The sequence below is a fragment of the Flavobacterium rhizophilum genome (assembly GCF_046000485.1).
In the GTDB taxonomy this organism is placed as follows: domain Bacteria; phylum Bacteroidota; class Bacteroidia; order Flavobacteriales; family Flavobacteriaceae; genus Flavobacterium; species Flavobacterium rhizophilum.
Window position 1 is genome coordinate 41166 of sequence record NZ_JBELQB010000002.1, and the last position, 19860, is coordinate 61025.

Genomic DNA, 19860 nt, shown 5'->3' on the forward strand with positions numbered 1-19860 from the left:
AAAAGGCGTAAAAATAATTTTAACAATTATTTTGTATTTAAAATAGTACTAAAATGCAATGTCATAAACTACTAATAAATTGACTTTTTATGATGTATACAAGTTAAATCGGAATAAAAGAGAGATAACCGTAACCACAATACCAATACAAAATATATTAAAACCATGACTTCTTCCTTTTTTGGTATAACTGTATACCGATTTACCATCCGGAAGTGAGGTTTTAGATTTCCATAACATATACCCTATAATAATTCCTATAAAACCTCCCAGTAAACTAAAAATATAACCTGCTACCATCCATACATTCTCATTAGGGTCTTTTTTAGCAATATCTGCAAGCCTTTGTTTTTTCAGGCTGTTTATCATATCGTCATCAATAGTCTTACCTCTTTCAGTTAGAAGCTTTTTAGCCAGCAGATAATCAAACTCATTCCATTCATCCTGCTTTAATATAATATCATAAAGCTCTTCATTAGTAAATGAAAACAGGTAGTAATCAGGATCAATATTGTTCAGCATCCCGGCAAACCTTTCTTCTACCAGCTTGGCAGCCTTTTCAAAGTCTTCCTGCTTAATTTTAACCTCATAGTCGGTCATAGGGCTACCTATTATAAAACTATCTACCGAGGGTTCGTTATCTGCCAGATAACACTCTATATTGTTTTTTTGCAAGAACTCTTTCAGTTCTCGAGCCTGAACCACGTCAGTAAATTTTTTGAAGGCTACTATTTTATCCATTATTATTAGTTGTATAAAAACAAATATAACAGTATTTTTTTTGTGTAATGCCTAGCAATATTTTCCTTAATTTTACCCTTAAGCAAATACACTACAAATGCCCGATACTATTACATTACTATTCGCCTTTATTATTGCCTTAGCTTTAGGTATTTACTTAGGAAGAATTTTATTTTCCTCCAAATCATCTTCAGACAAAAAAGTACTGGAAGAACGTAACAATAGCCTAATGCTTACCATAGAACAGCTAAAACAACAGGCTGTAAACGAAAAGGGAGTTTTTGAAAAACAGATTACCCAGATAATTACCGAACGTGACGATTTAAGGACGGCAAAAGATGCCCTTACCGTACAGCTCACTAAAAAAGAAACCGATTTTGATAACCTCATGGAGCGCATGCGCGAGCAAAGAAAGGAAACCGAAGAGCTAAGGGAAAAATTCACTAAAGAATTTGAGAATCTTGCTAATAAGATACTGGAGGAAAAATCGAACAAGTTTACCGAACAGAATAAAGAAAACCTTAAAAACATACTTTCCCCATTACAGGAAAAAATACACCTATTTGAGAAAAAAGTAGAAGACACTCACAAGGAAAGTATTGATTACCATGCGGCCCTGCGCCAACAAATTTTGGGGCTTCGTGAAATGAACGAGCAAATGAGCCGTGAAACACTTAATCTTACCAAGGCACTTAAAGGTGACTCTAAAATGCAGGGTAACTGGGGCGAACTTATACTGGAACGAGTACTGGAAAAATCAGGGCTTGAAAAAGGACGTGAGTATGAGGTACAACAAAGCTATACTACTGAAGAAGGAAATCGAATTCAGCCCGATGTGGTTATAAACCTGCCTGATGGTAAAAAAATGATTGTTGACTCTAAGGTTTCGCTTGTAGCTTACGAACGCTATGTTAACGAGGAGGACGAAACTCTTAGAACCGTTCATCTAAAAGAACATGTAGGGTCTATTAAAAGGCACGTAGATCAGTTAAGTGATAAAAACTACCATGATATCTATAAAATGGAAAGCCCTGATTTTGTGTTGCTTTTCATCCCTATAGAACCTGCTTTTGCTATAGCACTTAATGAAGATACAACATTATACAACAAGGCTTTTGAACGCAATATAGTAATCGTTACTCCAAGCACCCTGCTGGCAACTCTACGTACTATAGACAGCATGTGGACCAACCAGAAGCAACAGGAAAATGCCTACGAGATTGCAAGACAGGCAGGAGCACTTTACGACAAGTTTGAAGGTTTTGTAGGCGACCTTATTATGGTAGGAAAACGCATGGATGAAGGTAAAAAAGCTTATGAGGGTGCCATGAACAAACTGGTTAACGGTCGCGGAAACATAATTACCAGTATTGAAAAACTTAAAAAGATGGGTGCCAAAGCTAAAAAAGCACTCCCTGAAAATATTGTAAACAGGGCACTGCTTGCTGCGACTGAGGATGATACTGATGTAGATGACAATAATGAACTACCCAACCTTTAACTAATATCATATTGCTATGAATACCAAGCCCAGAAAGGTAAGCACTTCTAAGGTTACTATATCAGAACTGATGCTTCCGTCACACTCTAACTTTAGCGGAAAGATTCACGGTGGTTACATACTAATGCTCATGGACCAGATAGCCTTTGCATGCGCCTCTAAATATTCAGGTCGTTACTGTGTTACCGCATCGGTTGATACTGTAGATTTCCTAAGTCCAATTGAAATTGGCGAACTGGTAACCATGAAAGCATCGGTAAACTATGTTGGTAACAGCTCTATGGTTGTAGGTATAAGGGTTACTGCACAAAACATTCAAACCGGGGTTGTTAAACACTGTAACTCCTCTTACTTCACTATGGTAGCAAAAGATGAGGAAGGTAATAATGTAAAAGTACCCACATTAATATTATCCGACCTTGAAGAGGTAAGACGATTTTATAACTCTGTTAAACGTGTGGCTCTTAAAAAAGAAAGAAACCTGCACAGGGAAACTTTTGACCATAGCTCTAAAGAAGCTCTGGATGGTTTGAACCTGTATAATGTTAAACTTGAGTTGTAAAGGTGTGTTTTTTAAGTTTTGTATATATTTGTTATCCTTACATCAATTTTAGGATATAACGAATGAAAAAACAATACTTTTTACCTTTAGCTGTAATTTCTTTATTATTTAGCTTTTTTATATCATGCGGATCAGATGATAGTGACAACTATTCTGAGATACCTGAAGAGTCACCTGTAGTATTTGATATTACAGCCGTGCCTTATCCTAAATTATCTGATTACAATTTCTTTGAAGGCGAAATGAAAAACCTTCAGCCCGTAAACGGAGTATTACCATACGACCTTAACAGTTCACTTTTTACAGACTATGCGCTTAAAAAGCGTTTTGTATGGATGCCTGATAATGTAACTGCTACTTATGATACCGACGGGAGTATACTTAATTTCCCTAAAGGGGCAGTACTTATAAAGAACTTTTACTATAATAATGTACAGCCTGATAACACCACAAAAATAATCGAAACCCGTATACTTATTAAAAAAGAAGACGGATGGATATTTGCCAATTATATATGGAATGATGAACAAACCGAAGCTACCTATAGCCTAAACGGAAATACTGTCCCTATTTCATGGGAACAGAACGGTGTTACACTACAAACCAATTACAGAATCCCTTCTGAACTGGAATGCTTTAAATGCCACCAGCTTTTTGATGCCAATACGCCAATTGGACCAAAACCCCAAAACCTGAATAAAAATTTCAACTTTAGTGACGGGAACAGCAATCAGCTGCAAAAATGGGTTGAAAAAGGTTACCTTGACAGTAGTAACCTACCTTCAGAAATCGTATCAACAGTAGACTGGCACGATGAAACCAAACCTCTTGAAGACAGGGTTAGGTCATATCTTGATATAAATTGTGCCCATTGCCACTCTCCTAACACCTATTGCGGTTACACCCCTATGAACCTGGCTTACAGTGCAGGTAATACTACAGAAAACTTTGGAATATGCACACCACCGTTAGATTTTGCTAGCGGCGGACAGGAGTATATTATAAAAGCAGGTGATGCCAGAAACTCACTTCTACCTTTCAAAATGGCAAGCCTTGATCCGGTTGAAATGATGCCTCAAATAGGGCGCACCTTAAAAGACGATGATGCGCTCCAAATGATTAACGCCTGGATAAACAATATGGAAACTCCATGTGATTAATTTTATCACAACAAAATCGCATTTTAACGCTTTTTTAACCTTAAATGTTTGAATTTTAAGGTTTTATTATATATTTGTTATTTTTAAACAAAAATTGCTTATATAATAATATGAAAAGCCTTACCCTATATATTATTGTGTTTTTTAGCACAATAACTACACTTTTATCATGCGGATCGGACGATTCGGGCGAATATTCGGAATTACCGGACACCTCTCCGGTAGTGATGGATCTTGGTGCCGTTCCCTATCCGAATCTATCGGATTATAACTTTTTTGAAGGCGAAATGAAAAGCCTCAATCCTGTTAAAGGTGTAATTCCTTACGACCTTAACAGTACACTTTTTACAGACTACGCTTTAAAAAAACGTTTTGTATGGATGCCGGAAAATGTAAAGGCTTCTTATGTTTCAGATAACGACGTACTAAACTTTCCTAACGGAGCCGTACTGATAAAAAACTTTTATTACAACAATGTACAACCGGATAATAATACCCGTATCATAGAAACCAGGCTAATGATAAAAAAAGAAGGTAAATGGATTTTTGCCGATTATATTTGGAATGAAGAACAAACAGAAGCCTCACTCAATATGAGCGGAAGCTTTACTAACATTTCCTGGCAACAGGGGGATGAAATAAAAACTACAAATTACCGTATACCTTCAAGAATAGAATGTTTTACCTGCCATAAATCACAACAGGATTCGCTTCCTATAGGCCCTAAACCTCAAAACCTGAACAAACTGTTCAATTATAGTGACGGAGCTAAAAACCAGCTGACAAAATGGGTTGAACAGGGTTATCTTGAAAATAATTTACCTACAGATATTACTACTAGTATAGACTGGACAGATAAAACCCAGCCTTTGGAATTAAGAGTTCGCTCTTATCTTGACATTAACTGTGCCCATTGCCACCGCGAAGGGTCACATTGTGATTATCGCCCTATAAGGCTAGCCTTTAATGAAACCGTTACCCCTTCTAACCTGGGAATATGTATAGAACCACAAGAGTTTATAAACAACTCGCTTACACATATAATATCCCGGGGCAGTGCAGAACGATCTGAAATGTATTACAGGTTAAATTCAGTACTGGAAAACGAAAGAATGCCCCTTTTAGGAAGGACTATACAACATACAGAAGCGCTTGAACTTATGGACGAATGGATTAGCAGCATGCAAGAGCCATGCCCTTAAAAAATTAAAATCAAACCAACAACCAAACTAGCTTATGAAAAGAATTGCTACTCTACTATTAGCTTTTACAGGCTGCTGTAGCCTGTATGCACAGCAAAGCTGTGATGAAGCTCTAAACGTTACAGAAGGACAGTATAATGTCTCTTTTAGCGACGGAAGCGAAGCCCCACAAAACTGTATAGATACCGTTATACCAACTATGGGAGCATGGTATTCCTATACTGCAACAGAAAATCATAACATTACCATTAGCACAAACGTAGAAGGAATTGTAAACACAGACACACGTATCATGCTTTACTCTGGGGAGTGTGGCAACTTAACCTGTATTGACGGAGATGATGACAGCGGCGGTAACCTAACATCATATATTACATATAGTGTAATGGCAGGGGAAACTTTTATTTTTGCCTTTGATAACAAATGGAACTCTGATGATTTTAGTTTTGTTTTAACTGAAATGCCGTATAGCCCACCTATGTTCACACCACAAAATATAACCTTATCCGGATCTTATAAAAACTGTGTCGTAGATCTTAATGGTGATTATCTTGACGACATTGTATCTCCTGTAGAAGGTTTTGTCAATGTACTATACCAAATGGCAGACGGTACATTTACATCTGCTCAGTTAACAGCCCCTTCAACAGTATTTATGCCTGGCTGGAGTATGGCTGCGGGCGATTATGACGGTAACGGTTATAATGACCTCCTTTACGGTAACGGATCGGGAGCAGCTATAATGCTTGCCGATGATGAAGGAACTTCTTTTTCAGATAAAATAGAAAGTGATCCCGGATTTTACCTTTTCTCACAAAGAACAAACTTCGTTGACATTAACAATGACGGAAACCTTGATGCTTTTGTATGTCATGACGTTAAGCCAAATGTATACTTTTTAAATAATGGTGAAGACGGGTATGAATTTATTCAGGGAGGATTAGGTGATTATCCTGACGGCGGAAACTACGGTTCCATTTGGGTTGATTATGATAATGATAATGACCCCGACCTGTTTATAGCCAAATGTCGTGGTGGAGGTAGCATGGCTGCAATGAATGAACTGCACCGTAACGACGGAGATGGAGTATTTACCACAGTTGCCAGTATTGACACAAATGAGTCTAACATGGCCGACATGGTACAAACATGGTCATCTGCCTGGGCTGATTATGACAATGACGGAGATATGGATGCACTTATAGGAGCAAGCTCTTTTGCAAATGGCGGACATAAATTCATGATAAACAACGGCGACGGTACTTTTACTGACGGCACAGAAGATTCCGGTTATGATACCTTTCCGGGAATTAACAATGAGCATGTGGCTCACGATTTTAACAACGATGGTTTTGTAGATGTTTTTGGTGGTGGTAATGCTATCATGATGAATAATGGCGACATGACATTTACACCAATGCCGATCGCATTTGGTCACGGTCCTATCGGTGATTTAAATAACGATGGTTTCCTTGATGTATTTACCGAAACTAAAATTTATTTTAATAACGGTAACGACAATAACTGGATGAAAATTACCCTTGAGGGTGTAGACAGCAATCGAAACGGTATTGGAGCAAGAGTTGAAATTCACGCTTCCACAGGAACCTGGACACAACAAATACGTGATGTAAGAAGTGGTGACGGTTTCAGGTATATGAGTTCGTTAAATGTTCATTTCGGTTTAGGACAAACCGAAATGGTAGACCAATTGGTTATTAAATGGCCATCAGGTGTTGTGGACATTATAGACAACCCACAGATAAACCAAACTACCCATGTAACCGAAGGCGAAACTGTACTTGGCATTTCAGATATTGAAAGCAAACTTTTTAAACTATACCCTAACCCTGCTAAAGATTATATAAAAGTAGAAGCACAAAATATTGAAATAACAAGAGCTCTTATCTACACAGTTAACGGAAGAATTGTAAGCGATAGTCAAATCACTAACAACACTATTTCTGTTAAAGAACTTGCTCAGGGTACTTATGCAGTAATCCTTCAGGATAATACAGGAAAATACCACACTTCAAAAATCATTAAAGAATAACCTCTTTTAATTTTCTATAAAAAGAAAAGCCTGTCTATATAGACAGGCTTTTTCACACACACACTTTTTAATATAGCTAAAAACTGATGTTTTTAATTATTGCTTAACTACCGATATGGTTTTTGTTTGTCCTGCTACAGTAACTTTAACAAAATAAGTACCGGCATTATAGTTTTGCATATAAATTTTACTGTTTGAATTACCTGCATTATCTGACTGCATTACAAGCTTACCACTCACATCATACACAGCAATATTATCAATAATATCGCCTGCATTAATCGTTAAAATATCAGTAGTTGGGTTTGGGTAGTATTCAAATGTTACTTTGCTTACGTCATCAATACCTAAAATTGCCTGTACAGTTATAGTACCATTCATTCCAGGGTGCACATTACACTGATAAGGATTAGAGCCTTCCTCTGTAAAGGTATGGGAATAGGTTTGTCCTGCACCCGAAAGGGTTCCGCTGTCAAAAGTCTCTGTACTTCCGGCTGTCGAACTAACTGTGTGTGGCAGGCCATCACTCCACGTCCACTGTACCGTATCTCCCTCGTATATGGTTAATGATGCATCCTGACTACTAATACCCATTGCCCAGTTGTCAATATGGTGTGTAGTTTGTGCCGAAAGGCCAATAGTTGCAAATAATGCTGATAAAAGTAAAATTCTTTTCATACGTTTTGCTTTAGGTTGTTAAAACTTGATTTGCTGTAGTTTATATTATAACTTAATTTACCACTACAAAGTAACTTTATAAAAACCTAAAACATTTTACCTATTTAGTATACGACAGAAAAGACTTAGTAAATAACAGATTTGACTTAGTATTTGTTTAATTCAATTTTATTAAACTTATTAATTTTGTCCAGATGCAGTACAGTTGTAGTATTATCATCATTTTCATTATACATAATCTCAAACTTAGCTCCGTACACTATTTCATCAAACAAAAAGGAAGTAGTAGTAGCCACCGTAGAACTGAATAAATCGTCAAAAGCTTTGATATAAACTATTATCTCACCTTCTGCAGCTGCAAAATCATCTTCTGTAAAACCATAAAACGGACTATTTTCATCTATAGGATGTACCAGTGTCCAGCTTAAAGTAAGCGAATTAATTTTTTGCAGCTCCAAATTCAGGGTATAAAATTTGGTAACCATTATACCGTTTTCATTAACACTCATACCCATTGTCATACGTGCCTCTGCATCTATAAGATTAGTATTTTTAAACGGTGCCAGTCTCACCATAAGGGCATTTACATTTTTATAGGGAGCAATAATGGCATTTTGAGAAAATCTTAAAAAAGCCTTAGGACGGCTAAAACGCCCATAAAATAAACCTGTAGCAATAGCAAAACTAAGCAGTCCGGTTAAAGCTTCGGTAGCGGCGAGTGCACTCGTAAAAAATCCGTTTGGACTAATATGCCCGTACCCTACTGTAGTAAAGGTTTGTGCACTAAAAAAATAAGCCTTACCAAATTTGACCCATTCGCTGCCTGTATTCCCTACTCCATCCAGATATTCTAAACCTATAAGATAATATAAACTGGCAAACACAAAGTTTATACCAGCATAAAACGTAAAAAGCACTGCTATAAACTTCCAGCCATTCATATTAAGCATCATATGATACCAGCTAATGCGGTTTAAAAAAGAAATTCCTCTTTTCTCAATATTAGCTGTACCGTCTTTATTTATAAAGCGCCCGCCATAAGTAGAAGGATTACTACTAAATCCCGTATTACTATCGGTTTTTGCTTTGGTATTTATTATTCCTTTAAAAACATTCATTGGGCTATGGTAAAATTGATTTATCAAATATAAAGATTCATTTTTTCATTAATAAAAATAAAAAGTCCGCTTTTACAAGCGGACTCCCTTATACATTTATGGATTAAACTTACTGTTTAATCACTTTTTTGCTGGTTGTTCCCTGAGCTGTAGTAATAGTAACAATATAGATACCAGCATGGTACTTACTAAAATCCAACTCTACATTAACACCGTTTGTACTTAGCTCTTTAATCTGTTTCCCATAAACATCATACACAACAACGGCATCAATATTTTCAGTTGCCTGTATAGTAAGCACATTATTTACCGGGTTAGGATATAGTATAAGCTGTGAAGCCATAACGTAGTCAGAAACCGAAAGTGAACCTTCTTCAACTGCTGTCCAGCTTGAAGCAAGACTATTGTCTAAAGAGGTATCTGTTAGCAGTAAATAACTTCCGTTTCCGTCGGCATCGGGCCACGGACTATCATCGTCATATTCAACATCGTCAATAACATTTCCAAAACCATCAGCTAGTACAAGTCTCTGTGTACTGTTAGACAGGTTTCGTTCAAACTTTCCGTAAGGAGTAAAACCATATCTCGCTTCAAAAACTTCAGGATTACTGGCAATAAACACACCCTGATCGGCTTCCAGTGTGGCATTTGCCGGAAACTGATATGAAATACCCAATTCGCGTACATAAATACCTGTAAGGTTTACAGTTTCATTACTCACATTCTTAATTTCAATAAATTCCTGATCATCAGATTCCGGAAACTCATCCGACTCCCCAGGATGGTAATTTATCCTGTTTATAACAAGCTGTGGCAAATCAGGATCATTACAGGCTGTAAATGTACCCACATGATCTGTCATCCAGTCAATCCTGTCTGCAATAAAAGTTTTTAGCGCAGTAATCTCTGCCGCATGGTTAGGTACCGTACCCCAACGTTGCTGTTCCCTTACTGCCGCTTCACTAATAAGTTCAACTGTTTCATCTATGTAATTACTAAGGCCATCATAATTTAGAACATTACCGGTAGCAATAAGCGAGTTCCAACGCTTAGACAAATAACATTTAAACTCGGTATTCGCAAATAACTGTTTCCAAAAACGAGGCCCTTCATTATCACCGTTATCAAACTGCCATATATCGGTATGGCTCCTATCGCCAAACTCATCATGACCAAAGCTCAGGTTAAAGTCCCATACAGGCCCTGCCCTTAGCTTGCCTCCCCTATCCTTATGGAAATAGGTACTTATTTGGTAGGCATCCACATTTGAGGAAAGTTCGTTCAATATCATAAAATCAACAAAAGTAGGAACATCAATTACCGAAGGGTACCCTGTAATCAAATCAGAATCACTATTGTTTGCTGCTGTTTCCAGAGCTGTAAACTGTGAATGAATATAAGTATCCTGCTCAACAGTAACATCTTCGGGTTTAGGAAGTTCATGGATAAAATCGGTGTCTTGCGCATCCGACTGCATTACCCATGCTACAGGGTCACCCCCGGTAGTTTTGTCTGCTTTGGTAATATAACCTCCGGTTAGATTAGAACCCGATATATCATCCTCACTTATATCTTCTATATTAATCCTTTTAGAATCGTCTTTCAACTTCTCCTGTAATACATACAACCCACGGTAATTACCATTTATCACTACTTCACAATATTGTGTACGCGATGCATACTGACCCATTTGGCGGGACAGGTTATACACAAGGTAATCACGCATTAGGGTAGCATCAAACGCCAGTCCGTTTAATATCCAATCGTTTTCTTTAGGCATGCCCAGTATACTTACGTTCTGTTTATCTCCGTTGGCATCATAGGTTGTCCATCCGTATTGCTTTTTAGGAAGTGACTGTGAGGTCGAGCCTCTTAATTCAATTTTAATACGGGCATCATAATCCAGAAAATCGGCATTATCCTGATCAGTCATATAGTTTCGGGTACCGTCAGGATGAAAAATAATTTTCATATCAGCCCACACTTTAGGTTCATCCGGTATCACTGTCGGCTGTCCCGTGTCAGGGTTGATATCGGTAGTAATAATTACGATGGGAAGGTTACTATCAGTAAATGTAACCTGGGCAAATGCCATTGCGGGCAGCAATAGCACAAAAGCAAACAAGTGCTTAAGAGTAATTTTTAAATTCATGTTTTTAACTAGTTGGTTTCGTGTATTTTTAACAAATATATTATAATAACTTAACCGTAATTAAACACTCGAATTATTTCTACAAAAAGTAATGGTAAAAAAGGCGACATTAAATAAAAAAGGTCCGCTAAAAGCGGACCTTTTTTATTTAAGACTAAATTTTATCTGCTTAAGTACATTTTCCTTCTTGAGTACAGCTCGTAGAACTGATCGTCTTTAAGATCTTCAATAAACAGGATACTCTCACCTGTAGACTTCATTTCAGGACCAAGCTTCTTGTTTACACCAGGGAACTTGTTGAAAGAGAATACCGGTTGTTTGATAGCATATCCGTTAAGCTGAGGATTGAAAGTAAAGTCTTTTACTTTTTTCTCTCCAAGCATAACTTTAGTTGCATAGTTTACATAAGGCTCACCGTATGCTTTTGCAATAAACGGAACCGTTCTCGATGCTCTTGGGTTTGCTTCGATAATGTATACTGTATCATCTTTAATAGCAAACTGTATGTTTATTAGACCTACTGTTTTAAGTGCTACTGCAATTTTCTTAGTATGGTCTTTTATCTGTTGCATTACAAACTCTCCAAGGTTGAAAGGAGGTAGTGTTGCGTTACTGTCACCAGAGTGTACACCACAAGGCTCAATGTGCTCCATGATACCGATGATGTAAACATCTTCACCATCACAAATCGCATCGGCTTCTGCTTCGATAGCACCATCAAGATAGTGGTCTAACAGAAGTTTGTTACCCGGGATACTCTTAAGCAGGTCGATAACATGCTCTTCAAGTTCTTTTTTGTTGATAACAATTTTCATACCCTGGCCACCAAGCACGTAAGAAGGTCTTACAAGTAGTGGGAAGTCTAGCGTATCAGCAAGTTTAGAAGCCTCTTCTGCGCTTTCTGCCACACCAAACTTAGGGAATGGAATTTTAAGGTCAGAAAGTAGTTCAGAGAAACGTCCTCTGTCTTCAGCAAGGTCAAGCGCTTCGTAACTTGTACCTAATATTTTTATACCGTATCTGTCAAGTTTCTCAGCAAGTTTAAGAGCTGTTTGCCCACCAAGCTGTACAATTACACCTTCCGGTTTTTCATGACGGATAATGTCATAAATATGTTCCCAGAATACCGGTTCGAAGTAAAGCTTATCAGCCGTATCGAAGTCGGTAGAAACTGTTTCAGGATTACAGTTAATCATAATGGTTTCATAACCACATTCTGAAGCTGCAAGTACACCGTGTACACAAGAGTAGTCAAACTCAATACCCTGACCAATCCTGTTAGGTCCCGATCCAAGTACGATAACCTTTTTCTTATCAGTAACAGTGCTTTCGTTATCTACATATCTTGTACCGTCGGCCTTTTCGATTTCAGCTTCAAAAGTTGAGTAGTAGTAAGGCGTTTTTGCCTTAAACTCTGCCGCACAGGTATCAACCAGTTTGTAAACACGGTTAACTCCCATTTCGTCACGTTTTTTGTAAACTTCACTTTCAAGACAACCCATCATGTGAGCAATTTGCCTATCAGCAAAACCTTTTTGTTTCGCTTCAAGAAGAAGTTCTTTCGGTAACGTATCTATAGTATATGTAGAAATTTCTTTCTCTAGTATGTAAAGTTCTTCATATTGTTTAAGGAACCACATATCAATATTAGTAATCTCGTTGATTCGGCTTAACGGAATACCCATCTGGATAGCATCATAGATTACGAATACCCTGTCCCAGCTGGCATTAGTAAGTTTTTCTATAATCTGCTCGTAATTAGTATATCCTTTACCGTCGGCACCAAGACCGTTTCTCTTAATTTCAAGAGACTGTGTAGCTTTGTGAAGTGCTTCCTGGAATGAACGACCAATACCCATAACCTCACCTACTGATTTCATCTGAAGGCCAAGTCTTCTGTCTGCGCCGTCAAACTTATCAAAGTTCCAACGAGGTATTTTCACAATTACGTAGTCAAGTGTTGGCTCAAAGTAAGCTGAAGTTGACTTGGTAATCTGGTTCATTAGTTCGTCAAGGTGATAACCTAAAGCCAGTTTAGAAGCGATTTTTGCAATTGGGTAACCTGTAGCTTTAGAAGCCAGTGCAGATGAACGTGATACACGAGGGTTAATCTCGATAGCAACTATATCTTCTTTCTCATCAGGGCTTACGGCAAACTGCACGTTACAACCACCCGCAAAGTTACCTATACTTCTCATCATCTTGATAGCCATATCCCTCATTCTCTGATAAGTGCTATCAGAAAGGGTCATAGCCGGAGCAACAGTAATACTGTCTCCTGTGTGGATACCCATTGGGTCCATGTTCTCGATAGAACAGATGATAACTACATTATCATTTTTATCACGAAGAAGCTCAAGCTCATACTCTTTCCATCCGAAAAGTGCCTTATCAATAAGTACTTCGTGTATTGGAGAAGCTTCAAGACCGCGTGTAAGCAGTTCATCAAACTCCTCTTCTTTATATACAAAAGCTGCACCTGTACCACCCAGTGTAAATGAAGGGCGAATTACAAGCGGGAACCCAAACTCCTGTGCAATTTCTTTACCTTTAAGGAAAGAGTTGGCTATTTTAGCCGGAGCTGCAGGAATTTCAATTTTCTCAAGAAGCTGTTTAAACTGCTCCCTGTCTTCTGTAATGTTGATTGCGTTAATATCTACACCTATCAGCCTTACATTAAAATCTTCCCAAATCCCTTTTTCCTCTGCTTCAAGACAAAGGTTAAGAGCTGTTTGACCTCCCATTGTTGGCAATACAGCATCGATATTTGGGTGAGCCTTTAAAATTTCAATAATAGATTTAGTGTTAAGAGGCTTAAGGTACACATGATCGGCCATAGATGGGTCGGTCATGATTGTTGCAGGATTAGAGTTAATCAGGATAACCTCAATCCCTTCTTCCTTTAAAGATCGTGCTGCCTGTGATCCGGCATAGTCAAATTCGCAGGCCTGTCCGATGATGATTGGACCCGAACCTATAATTAAAACTGATTTAATAGAAGTGTCTTTCGGCATTGTATATATTAAGTAGTTGTAGTTTATAGTTCTCTCCTTGAGAAACTTTGCAAAGTTACTATTTATATTTTAAAAAAATCCCCCGTCGTTTTGGGGGCAAAATTTTACTTAGGCATAAAAAAAGGCGTTACCCTTAAAAAGTAACACCTTTATATATGTTCTAAATACAAACATTATTTCTTATGTCTTGGTTCGCTGGACACAGTTAATTTATGTCTTCCTTTAGCTCTTCTGCGAGCAAGCACTTTTCTACCGTTGGCAGAAGCCATTCTTTCCATGAAACCGTGCTTATTTCTTCTTTTTCTCTTTGATGGTTGAAACGTTCTCTTACTCATTGTAATGTATCTTTAAATCTTTATTGAAATATCTTCTCGAGCTTTCAGAAATCTGTTCTCCTAAAACCGCGTGCAAATATACGAAGTCTTTTTTTTCCTGCAAGTGGTTTTATAAAAATATTTTTAATTCATTTTCTTACCTTTGCAGTCACAAAATTAAAAAAATATCATGTTCAACAAAAACATTAAGCTGGTAATTACAGCCCTGTTAATTTTTACTGCTGTATGGCAGTTCACCGAAAAGAATATAGGTAACGGTATTTTCCTTATTTTACTTTCGTTGATTTTTGTGTTATTATACTTCAAAAACGAAATAATAATCATGGCTTTCCTTAAACTTAGAAAGCAGGATTTTGACGGAGCTAAAAAATGGCTGGATAAAATAAAGAACCCTGAAGCATCTTTAGTAAGAAAACAACAGGGATACTATAACTACCTTAACGGACTTATGGTTTCGCAAACAAACCTTAATGCTGCCGAGAAGTACCTTAAAAAAGCTGTTGAGCTTGGGCTTAGCATGGATCAGGATCTTGCCATGGCAAAACTTAACCTTGCCGGTATAGCTATGAGCAAAAACAGAAAAATGGAGGCCGAAAAACTTTTAGCAGAAGCAAAAAAGCTGGATAAGCAAGGTATGCTGAAAGATCAAATCACTATGATGAAACAGCAAATGAAGCGCGGACCGGTACAACAAATGAGAAGATATTAATATTTACTCCAAATATTATTAAAACCACCCTTTCGGGTGGTTTTTTTATTGCAATACATTATTTTTACAATCAAATAATATCATCAATCAAAAATGGAAATCAAAAACACATCATTTAAACTTGCCGGATTAAAGCTCGGCTTTAAAACCACAAACGAAAACAACAAAGCCATGGAAGACTGTGGCGCACTGTGGCAGCACTTCGGCGGAAGCTTTATAGGTAACAAACTACCACAAAAACTCAGCAACGATGTTTATGCGGTATATTTTAACTACGAAGGCGACCATACAAATCCCTATGCTTACTTTATAGGATATCGTGTTCCGGAAGATGCCGAAATCCCTAATGGAGTTGACAGCATTACCATCCCTTCCCAAAACTATGAAATGGTTACTGCAAAGGGACAAATGCCCAACTGTGTAGCTGACACCTGGAGGGAAATTTGGAAAAAGAACGACAGCAACAGAGCCTATGGTTTTGACTTTGAGGTTTACGGAGCTAAGGCTGCCGACTGGAATAATGCAGAAATAGATATCTATCTGTCTGTAAAATAATAGCACTATCAATACTTTACAACTCATAACAGCATTCGATTTAGAGGAAATAACCGTCCCTCCCAAAACTATTTTACTTAATGAAGGGGAAAAATCGCATGCTGTTTATTTTGTAAAGTCGGGTTGCCTCAGGATGTGGATCAATAACAACGGTAATGAAATAACTACTCAGTTCTTTTTTGAAGGAAAAGCAATCGCCTCAATGGAAAGCCTGCTAAAGAATGAAAAAAGTGACTTCACTCTCGAGTCCATAGAACAATGTACTTTGCTTGTAATGCCTAAAAATCAGTTTATGGAATTACTGGAATCGAACACCGAATTCAAAAAATGGTTTGACAAACTCATCCTGGACCGCTTTTTTTACTACTCCAAACACCTTATCACTTATTTAAAAGATAAACCACTGGACAGATATAACGAGTTATTGAAAAAACACCCTCATATCCTTCAGCGTGTACCTCAGCATTATATCGCCTCTTATTTAGGGATTACCCCTGTTTCTCTAAGCCGTATACGAAACCGTAAATAGACCTATTTCTTAACAATTGTTATCGCCTGCCCGAGACATTACTGCGAATTTTGCTTTAAAATAATAAACATGAAAGCAGCAGTATTATATGAGTTGGGAACACTTCCAAAATATGATGATTTTAATGCCCCGACTCCACAAAACGATAATGAGGTTTTAATAACCGTAAAAGCGGCATCCATAAAACAGCTTGACAGGATGAAAGCAGCAGGCAGGCATTACACCTCCTACTCCTCCCTACCCGTAACAGTTGGGATAGACGGAGCCGGAATACTTGAAAACGGCACACGTATTTATGCATGGAGCAAAACAGGAATGATTGCCGAAAAAGCACTTGTAACCAAAAATCAATGGACCGTTTTACCCGATAATATAGATTATGAAACGGCAGCAGTTTTACCTAATGCATTATTAGGATCGGACGCGGCATTACTTTACAGAGGCAACATACAGCCCGGCTATACCGTATTGATAAACGGAGCTACAGGTGTTACAGGAAAAATAGCTGTACAAATGGCCAAACATCGTGGTGCTGTAAAAGTGATTGCAACTGGTCGTAACGAAGAAATTCTTGAACAATTAAAATTAATGGGAGCTGATGAAGTAATTAATCTAAATAATAGTGAAGATAATATTTCATCTCAATTAGAACAAATATACAAATCTACCCCTATTGATATTGTACTGGATTATTTGTGGGGCTCTCCTCTCGAAACAATCATTAAGGTAATAGGTAAAATGCCTCCGCATAAAACTAAAATAATAACTGTTGGTCAAATGGCGGGAGCAAATATTAACCTTCCTTCATCGGTATTGCGTAGTACACAAATAGAAATATTAGGTTCGGGCATTGGCAGCATCTCTCCACAGGAGCTAAATAATTACATGCAAAAGGAATTACCGGAAGCTTTCCACCTGGCAGCCGAAGGCAGACTTAAAATAGATTTTGAAATCGTTCAACTAAAAGATATTGAGAAAATATGGACTGAAAAAGAACCTTCGGGATCCCGCTTTGTAGTTAAAATTTAACACGTATACTCTTAAATCCGCAGTTCAGCGGATTTTTTTACCGTTTACATATTCTCCTTAACAAAATATGTTTTTAGGCTAATTTTAACTATTTTTATACTATAAAATAGTTAAAGCCTATGAAAAGAATATTACTATTTGCAGTAATCATACTTTTCCCGCTCCTGTTACACAGTCAGAGCGATAGTCTCTATTTTTCTGATGCCATCAAAATAGACCTTAAAAAGTACAAAAGAGAAAGTGCACTGGCCTACCGCAAAGGTGATTTTGAAAAAGGCAAATTCCTTTTTGATTCACTGGTAGAAAACAGGCTTGTAGGTACACGGTTTGACGAATTTGTTTTCAAAAAAGTACGCGGCGGAAAACTAAAGCTAAACAAAATCAAAAAGCCAATCGTATTAATAACATATGCTTCATGGTGTGTTACCAGCCCCGGAGAAATTCCGGCTTTAAATAAACTGGCAAAAAAATACGGCAAAGATGTACAGTTTGTCGTCGTTTTTTGGAACAAAAGGCGCGATATGAAAAAAGTTGCCAGGAAGTTTAACCATAATATTATTGTATGTTACGCCCATGAGACCTACAAACATGACGAATCAGCAATTGCATCTATTAAACACACCTTAGGTTTTCCTACCAGCTTTTACCTCGACGACACTAAAAAAATTGTAGACATTAGGCGTTGTGGCATTAAGCTATCTCCTAAAAGAACCACTTACAGAAAAGCCTATGCTTTAAACTATAATGCTTACCTCGACGGGCTATCAACCATAATAATGGGCAAGGAGCTTAAAAAAGAATCACTTGCAGGAAAATAAAAAAGGGTGCCAATGACACCCTTTTTTATTTTCCTCTTAATATCCTTCGGTAGGGATATCAACAGTATATGTTTTTCCGTTTTTCACATCGAGTTTCCTGTCTCGCATCCACGGGTTATGAAGTTTTAGCACTTTATAATTAATTCCCTGTTCCTTAGCAAAAACAGCCAAATCAGGAATTGAAGAAGTTACCTCTACCTGCCTTACCGGAATTACCGGATACATATCACTTGGCAGTAGCCTGAAATTATACTTCAACGGATCGCTCATAATCTCTTTAAGCGCCAGTATCCTGAATACATAACGTGATGTCTCTTCTGTCAGCAAAAGGTCATAGTAATTATCTGCCTGCTGAAAATCAATTTGTCTGCTCACTCCGGCTACACCTCCATTGTAAGAAGCCGCAGCAAGTGTCCATGAACCCAGTCTGGCTTTTGCAGAAACCAAATACCTACAGGCCGCTTCAGTAGATTTTTCAAGATGATAACGCTCATCTACATAATCGTTAATTTCCAAATCATACTCACGCCCTGTGGCCGGCATAAACTGCCATACCCCTCTCGCGCCTGCAGGAGAAACCGCATTTACCAGTCCGCTTTCAATAACTGCCAGATACTTAAAATCGTCCGGCACACCATATTTTTTCAATATAGGCTCAATTACAGGAAAAGCCCTGTAAGCTCTTTTAATAACCAGCTGGGTAGAAGCATGTAGGTTCGCGTTAACCATAAGCTCCCTGTCCAGCCTTTCATGAACATCAATAATATTTAAAGGCACAGCTTCACCGGCAAAATCGGCCTGAGCCGGAAAAGGATATACAAACTCAGCAGCAGTTTCCTGCGATACTGATTTTTCAGTCTTATTATCTGTTGCGGTATGTATTGCCGCCCCTCCCACTACTATCACCGAAGCTATAACTCCGGCTTTCTTCATCCAGTCCATTTTAGTTAGTTTTATATTGTTTTTAATTATTTAAGTAAAATTACAAAAATCATTCCTTTTCCCCTTCAATTAGGTGAGGGAGATTCTCGTTAAGCCATTTGTATTTATTTACAATCATTATATGTGTACCCCCTTTAACCGGAATATAATTATGAATGTAACGTACAGGGAAAACCTCATCGGCAGTACCATGTATATGTACTACCTTTTCATCAACTTCTGCCCTGTTCCATGTTATTACAGTTTCAAACGCCCAATCGAGATATTTCTTATCCCTAAACGACATATATTTTTCATATAAATTAAGCTTTCTGGTAATCATATTATTACCAAAAGAAACTTTAGCCAGCCAGTCTACCTTTTGCATAAGCGAAGTAGGAAACATCCTATATGCTCTTGTCATCTTAGCAAAACGCATTCGTCTGGGGAACTGAAGACTGGACCTAACGCTCGATACAATAATCACCTTCCTTGCATTAATAATCCCGGAAATTTCCTGTACCAGTATCCCGCCAAATGACACCCCTATGAGTACCGGGTTTTCATGCGTTATATTAGCAGCAACTCTTTTAGCATATTCTGTAAGCGGTTCATGAGGTTTTGGCATTATCCACTCTAAATAATACATTTCAAATCTGTCTTCAGGCAGTTTTATATTTTCAAAAATCTTCGGACTTGCAGCCAGTCCAGGCATAAAATATACAGGGATTTTGTTCATTTATTGAGTTTTAACGCTTAAACAGCCTGTTTTATCAAATTTTA

General features: G+C 37.7%; 18 protein-coding genes. 10 read left to right on the forward strand and 8 right to left on the reverse strand.

Annotated features, from left to right (window positions below):
* Positions 1-87 precede the first annotated feature (87 nt).
* Positions 88-741, reverse strand: coding sequence for a putative signal transducing protein (locus ABS768_RS02260; protein WP_408073338.1), 654 nt, complete (start codon positions 739-741; stop codon positions 88-90).
* Positions 742-838: 97 nt separating this feature from the next.
* On the opposite strand from ABS768_RS02260, the gene ABS768_RS02265 reads away from it, so the two are divergent.
* From ABS768_RS02265 to ABS768_RS02285, 5 genes are all read left to right on the forward strand, one after another.
* Positions 839-2242 (forward strand): DNA recombination protein RmuC, encoded by a 1404-nt coding sequence (locus tag ABS768_RS02265; RefSeq protein WP_408073339.1) that lies wholly within the window; start codon positions 839-841, stop codon positions 2240-2242.
* A 16-nt stretch (positions 2243-2258) separates the two neighbouring features.
* Positions 2259-2804 carry an acyl-CoA thioesterase gene (locus ABS768_RS02270; protein WP_408073340.1) on the forward strand — a complete coding sequence of 182 codons (546 nt, stop codon included), beginning with the start codon at positions 2259-2261 and terminating at the stop codon, positions 2802-2804.
* Between the two features lie 62 nt (positions 2805-2866).
* A complete protein-coding gene (locus tag ABS768_RS02275; protein WP_408073341.1) occupies positions 2867-3964 on the forward strand; it encodes a hypothetical protein in 1098 nt (365 codons plus the stop codon).
* A gap of 110 nt (positions 3965-4074) precedes the next feature.
* Positions 4075-5166 (forward strand): hypothetical protein, encoded by a 1092-nt coding sequence (locus ABS768_RS02280; RefSeq protein WP_408073342.1) that lies wholly within the window; start codon positions 4075-4077, stop codon positions 5164-5166.
* 34 nt (positions 5167-5200) lie between these two features.
* Positions 5201-7219 carry an FG-GAP-like repeat-containing protein gene (locus ABS768_RS02285; protein ID WP_408073344.1) on the forward strand — a complete coding sequence of 673 codons (2019 nt, stop codon included), beginning with the start codon at positions 5201-5203 and terminating at the stop codon, positions 7217-7219.
* Between the two features lie 96 nt (positions 7220-7315).
* On the opposite strand, the gene ABS768_RS02290 is transcribed toward ABS768_RS02285, so the two are convergent.
* The 5 genes from ABS768_RS02290 to rpmH all read right to left on the reverse strand — a co-directional run bounded on the left by ABS768_RS02290 (position 7316) and on the right by rpmH (position 14516).
* Positions 7316-7897 (reverse strand): T9SS type A sorting domain-containing protein, encoded by a 582-nt coding sequence (locus ABS768_RS02290; protein WP_408073346.1) that lies wholly within the window; start codon positions 7895-7897, stop codon positions 7316-7318.
* 146 nt (positions 7898-8043) lie between these two features.
* Positions 8044-9015 carry an ion channel gene (locus ABS768_RS02295; RefSeq protein WP_408073347.1) on the reverse strand — a complete coding sequence of 324 codons (972 nt, stop codon included), beginning with the start codon at positions 9013-9015 and terminating at the stop codon, positions 8044-8046.
* A 109-nt stretch (positions 9016-9124) separates the two neighbouring features.
* Positions 9125-11167 carry a CotH kinase family protein gene (locus ABS768_RS02300; protein ID WP_408073348.1) on the reverse strand — a complete coding sequence of 681 codons (2043 nt, stop codon included), beginning with the start codon at positions 11165-11167 and terminating at the stop codon, positions 9125-9127.
* A 161-nt stretch (positions 11168-11328) separates the two neighbouring features.
* Positions 11329-14181 carry a carbamoyl-phosphate synthase large subunit gene (carB, locus tag ABS768_RS02305; RefSeq protein ID WP_408073349.1) on the reverse strand — a complete coding sequence of 951 codons (2853 nt, stop codon included), beginning with the start codon at positions 14179-14181 and terminating at the stop codon, positions 11329-11331.
* A 173-nt stretch (positions 14182-14354) separates the two neighbouring features.
* Entirely contained in the window at positions 14355-14516 is a 162-nt protein-coding gene (rpmH, locus tag ABS768_RS02310) for a 50S ribosomal protein L34 (RefSeq protein WP_026979292.1), read from the reverse strand.
* A 169-nt stretch (positions 14517-14685) separates the two neighbouring features.
* On the opposite strand from rpmH, the gene ABS768_RS02315 reads away from it, so the two are divergent.
* The 5 genes from ABS768_RS02315 to ABS768_RS02335 all read left to right on the forward strand — a co-directional run bounded on the left by ABS768_RS02315 (position 14686) and on the right by ABS768_RS02335 (position 18156).
* Entirely contained in the window at positions 14686-15225 is a 540-nt protein-coding gene (locus tag ABS768_RS02315) for a DUF2892 domain-containing protein (protein ID WP_330442106.1), read from the forward strand.
* 93 nt (positions 15226-15318) lie between these two features.
* Positions 15319-15780: a GyrI-like domain-containing protein gene (locus ABS768_RS02320; protein ID WP_408073351.1), complete on the forward strand. Its 462-nt coding sequence runs from the start codon at positions 15319-15321 to the stop codon at positions 15778-15780.
* A 49-nt stretch (positions 15781-15829) separates the two neighbouring features.
* Complete coding sequence (locus ABS768_RS02325; protein WP_408073685.1) at positions 15830-16309, forward strand: Crp/Fnr family transcriptional regulator; 480 nt, start codon at positions 15830-15832, stop codon at positions 16307-16309.
* 69 nt (positions 16310-16378) lie between these two features.
* Positions 16379-17338 carry a quinone oxidoreductase family protein gene (locus tag ABS768_RS02330; RefSeq protein ID WP_408073353.1) on the forward strand — a complete coding sequence of 320 codons (960 nt, stop codon included), beginning with the start codon at positions 16379-16381 and terminating at the stop codon, positions 17336-17338.
* Between the two features lie 119 nt (positions 17339-17457).
* On the forward strand, positions 17458-18156 hold the full coding sequence (locus ABS768_RS02335; RefSeq protein ID WP_408073354.1) for a TlpA family protein disulfide reductase: 699 nt from the start codon (positions 17458-17460) through the stop codon (positions 18154-18156).
* 36 nt (positions 18157-18192) lie between these two features.
* Here the strand turns inward: ABS768_RS02335 and ABS768_RS02340 are convergent, their stop codons facing one another.
* Complete coding sequence (locus ABS768_RS02340; protein ID WP_408073355.1) at positions 18193-19098, reverse strand: lytic transglycosylase domain-containing protein; 906 nt, start codon at positions 19096-19098, stop codon at positions 18193-18195.
* A gap of 49 nt (positions 19099-19147) precedes the next feature.
* Positions 19148-19816: an alpha/beta hydrolase gene (locus tag ABS768_RS02345; RefSeq protein WP_408073357.1), complete on the reverse strand. Its 669-nt coding sequence runs from the start codon at positions 19814-19816 to the stop codon at positions 19148-19150.
* Between the last annotated feature and the right edge of the window lie 44 nt (positions 19817-19860).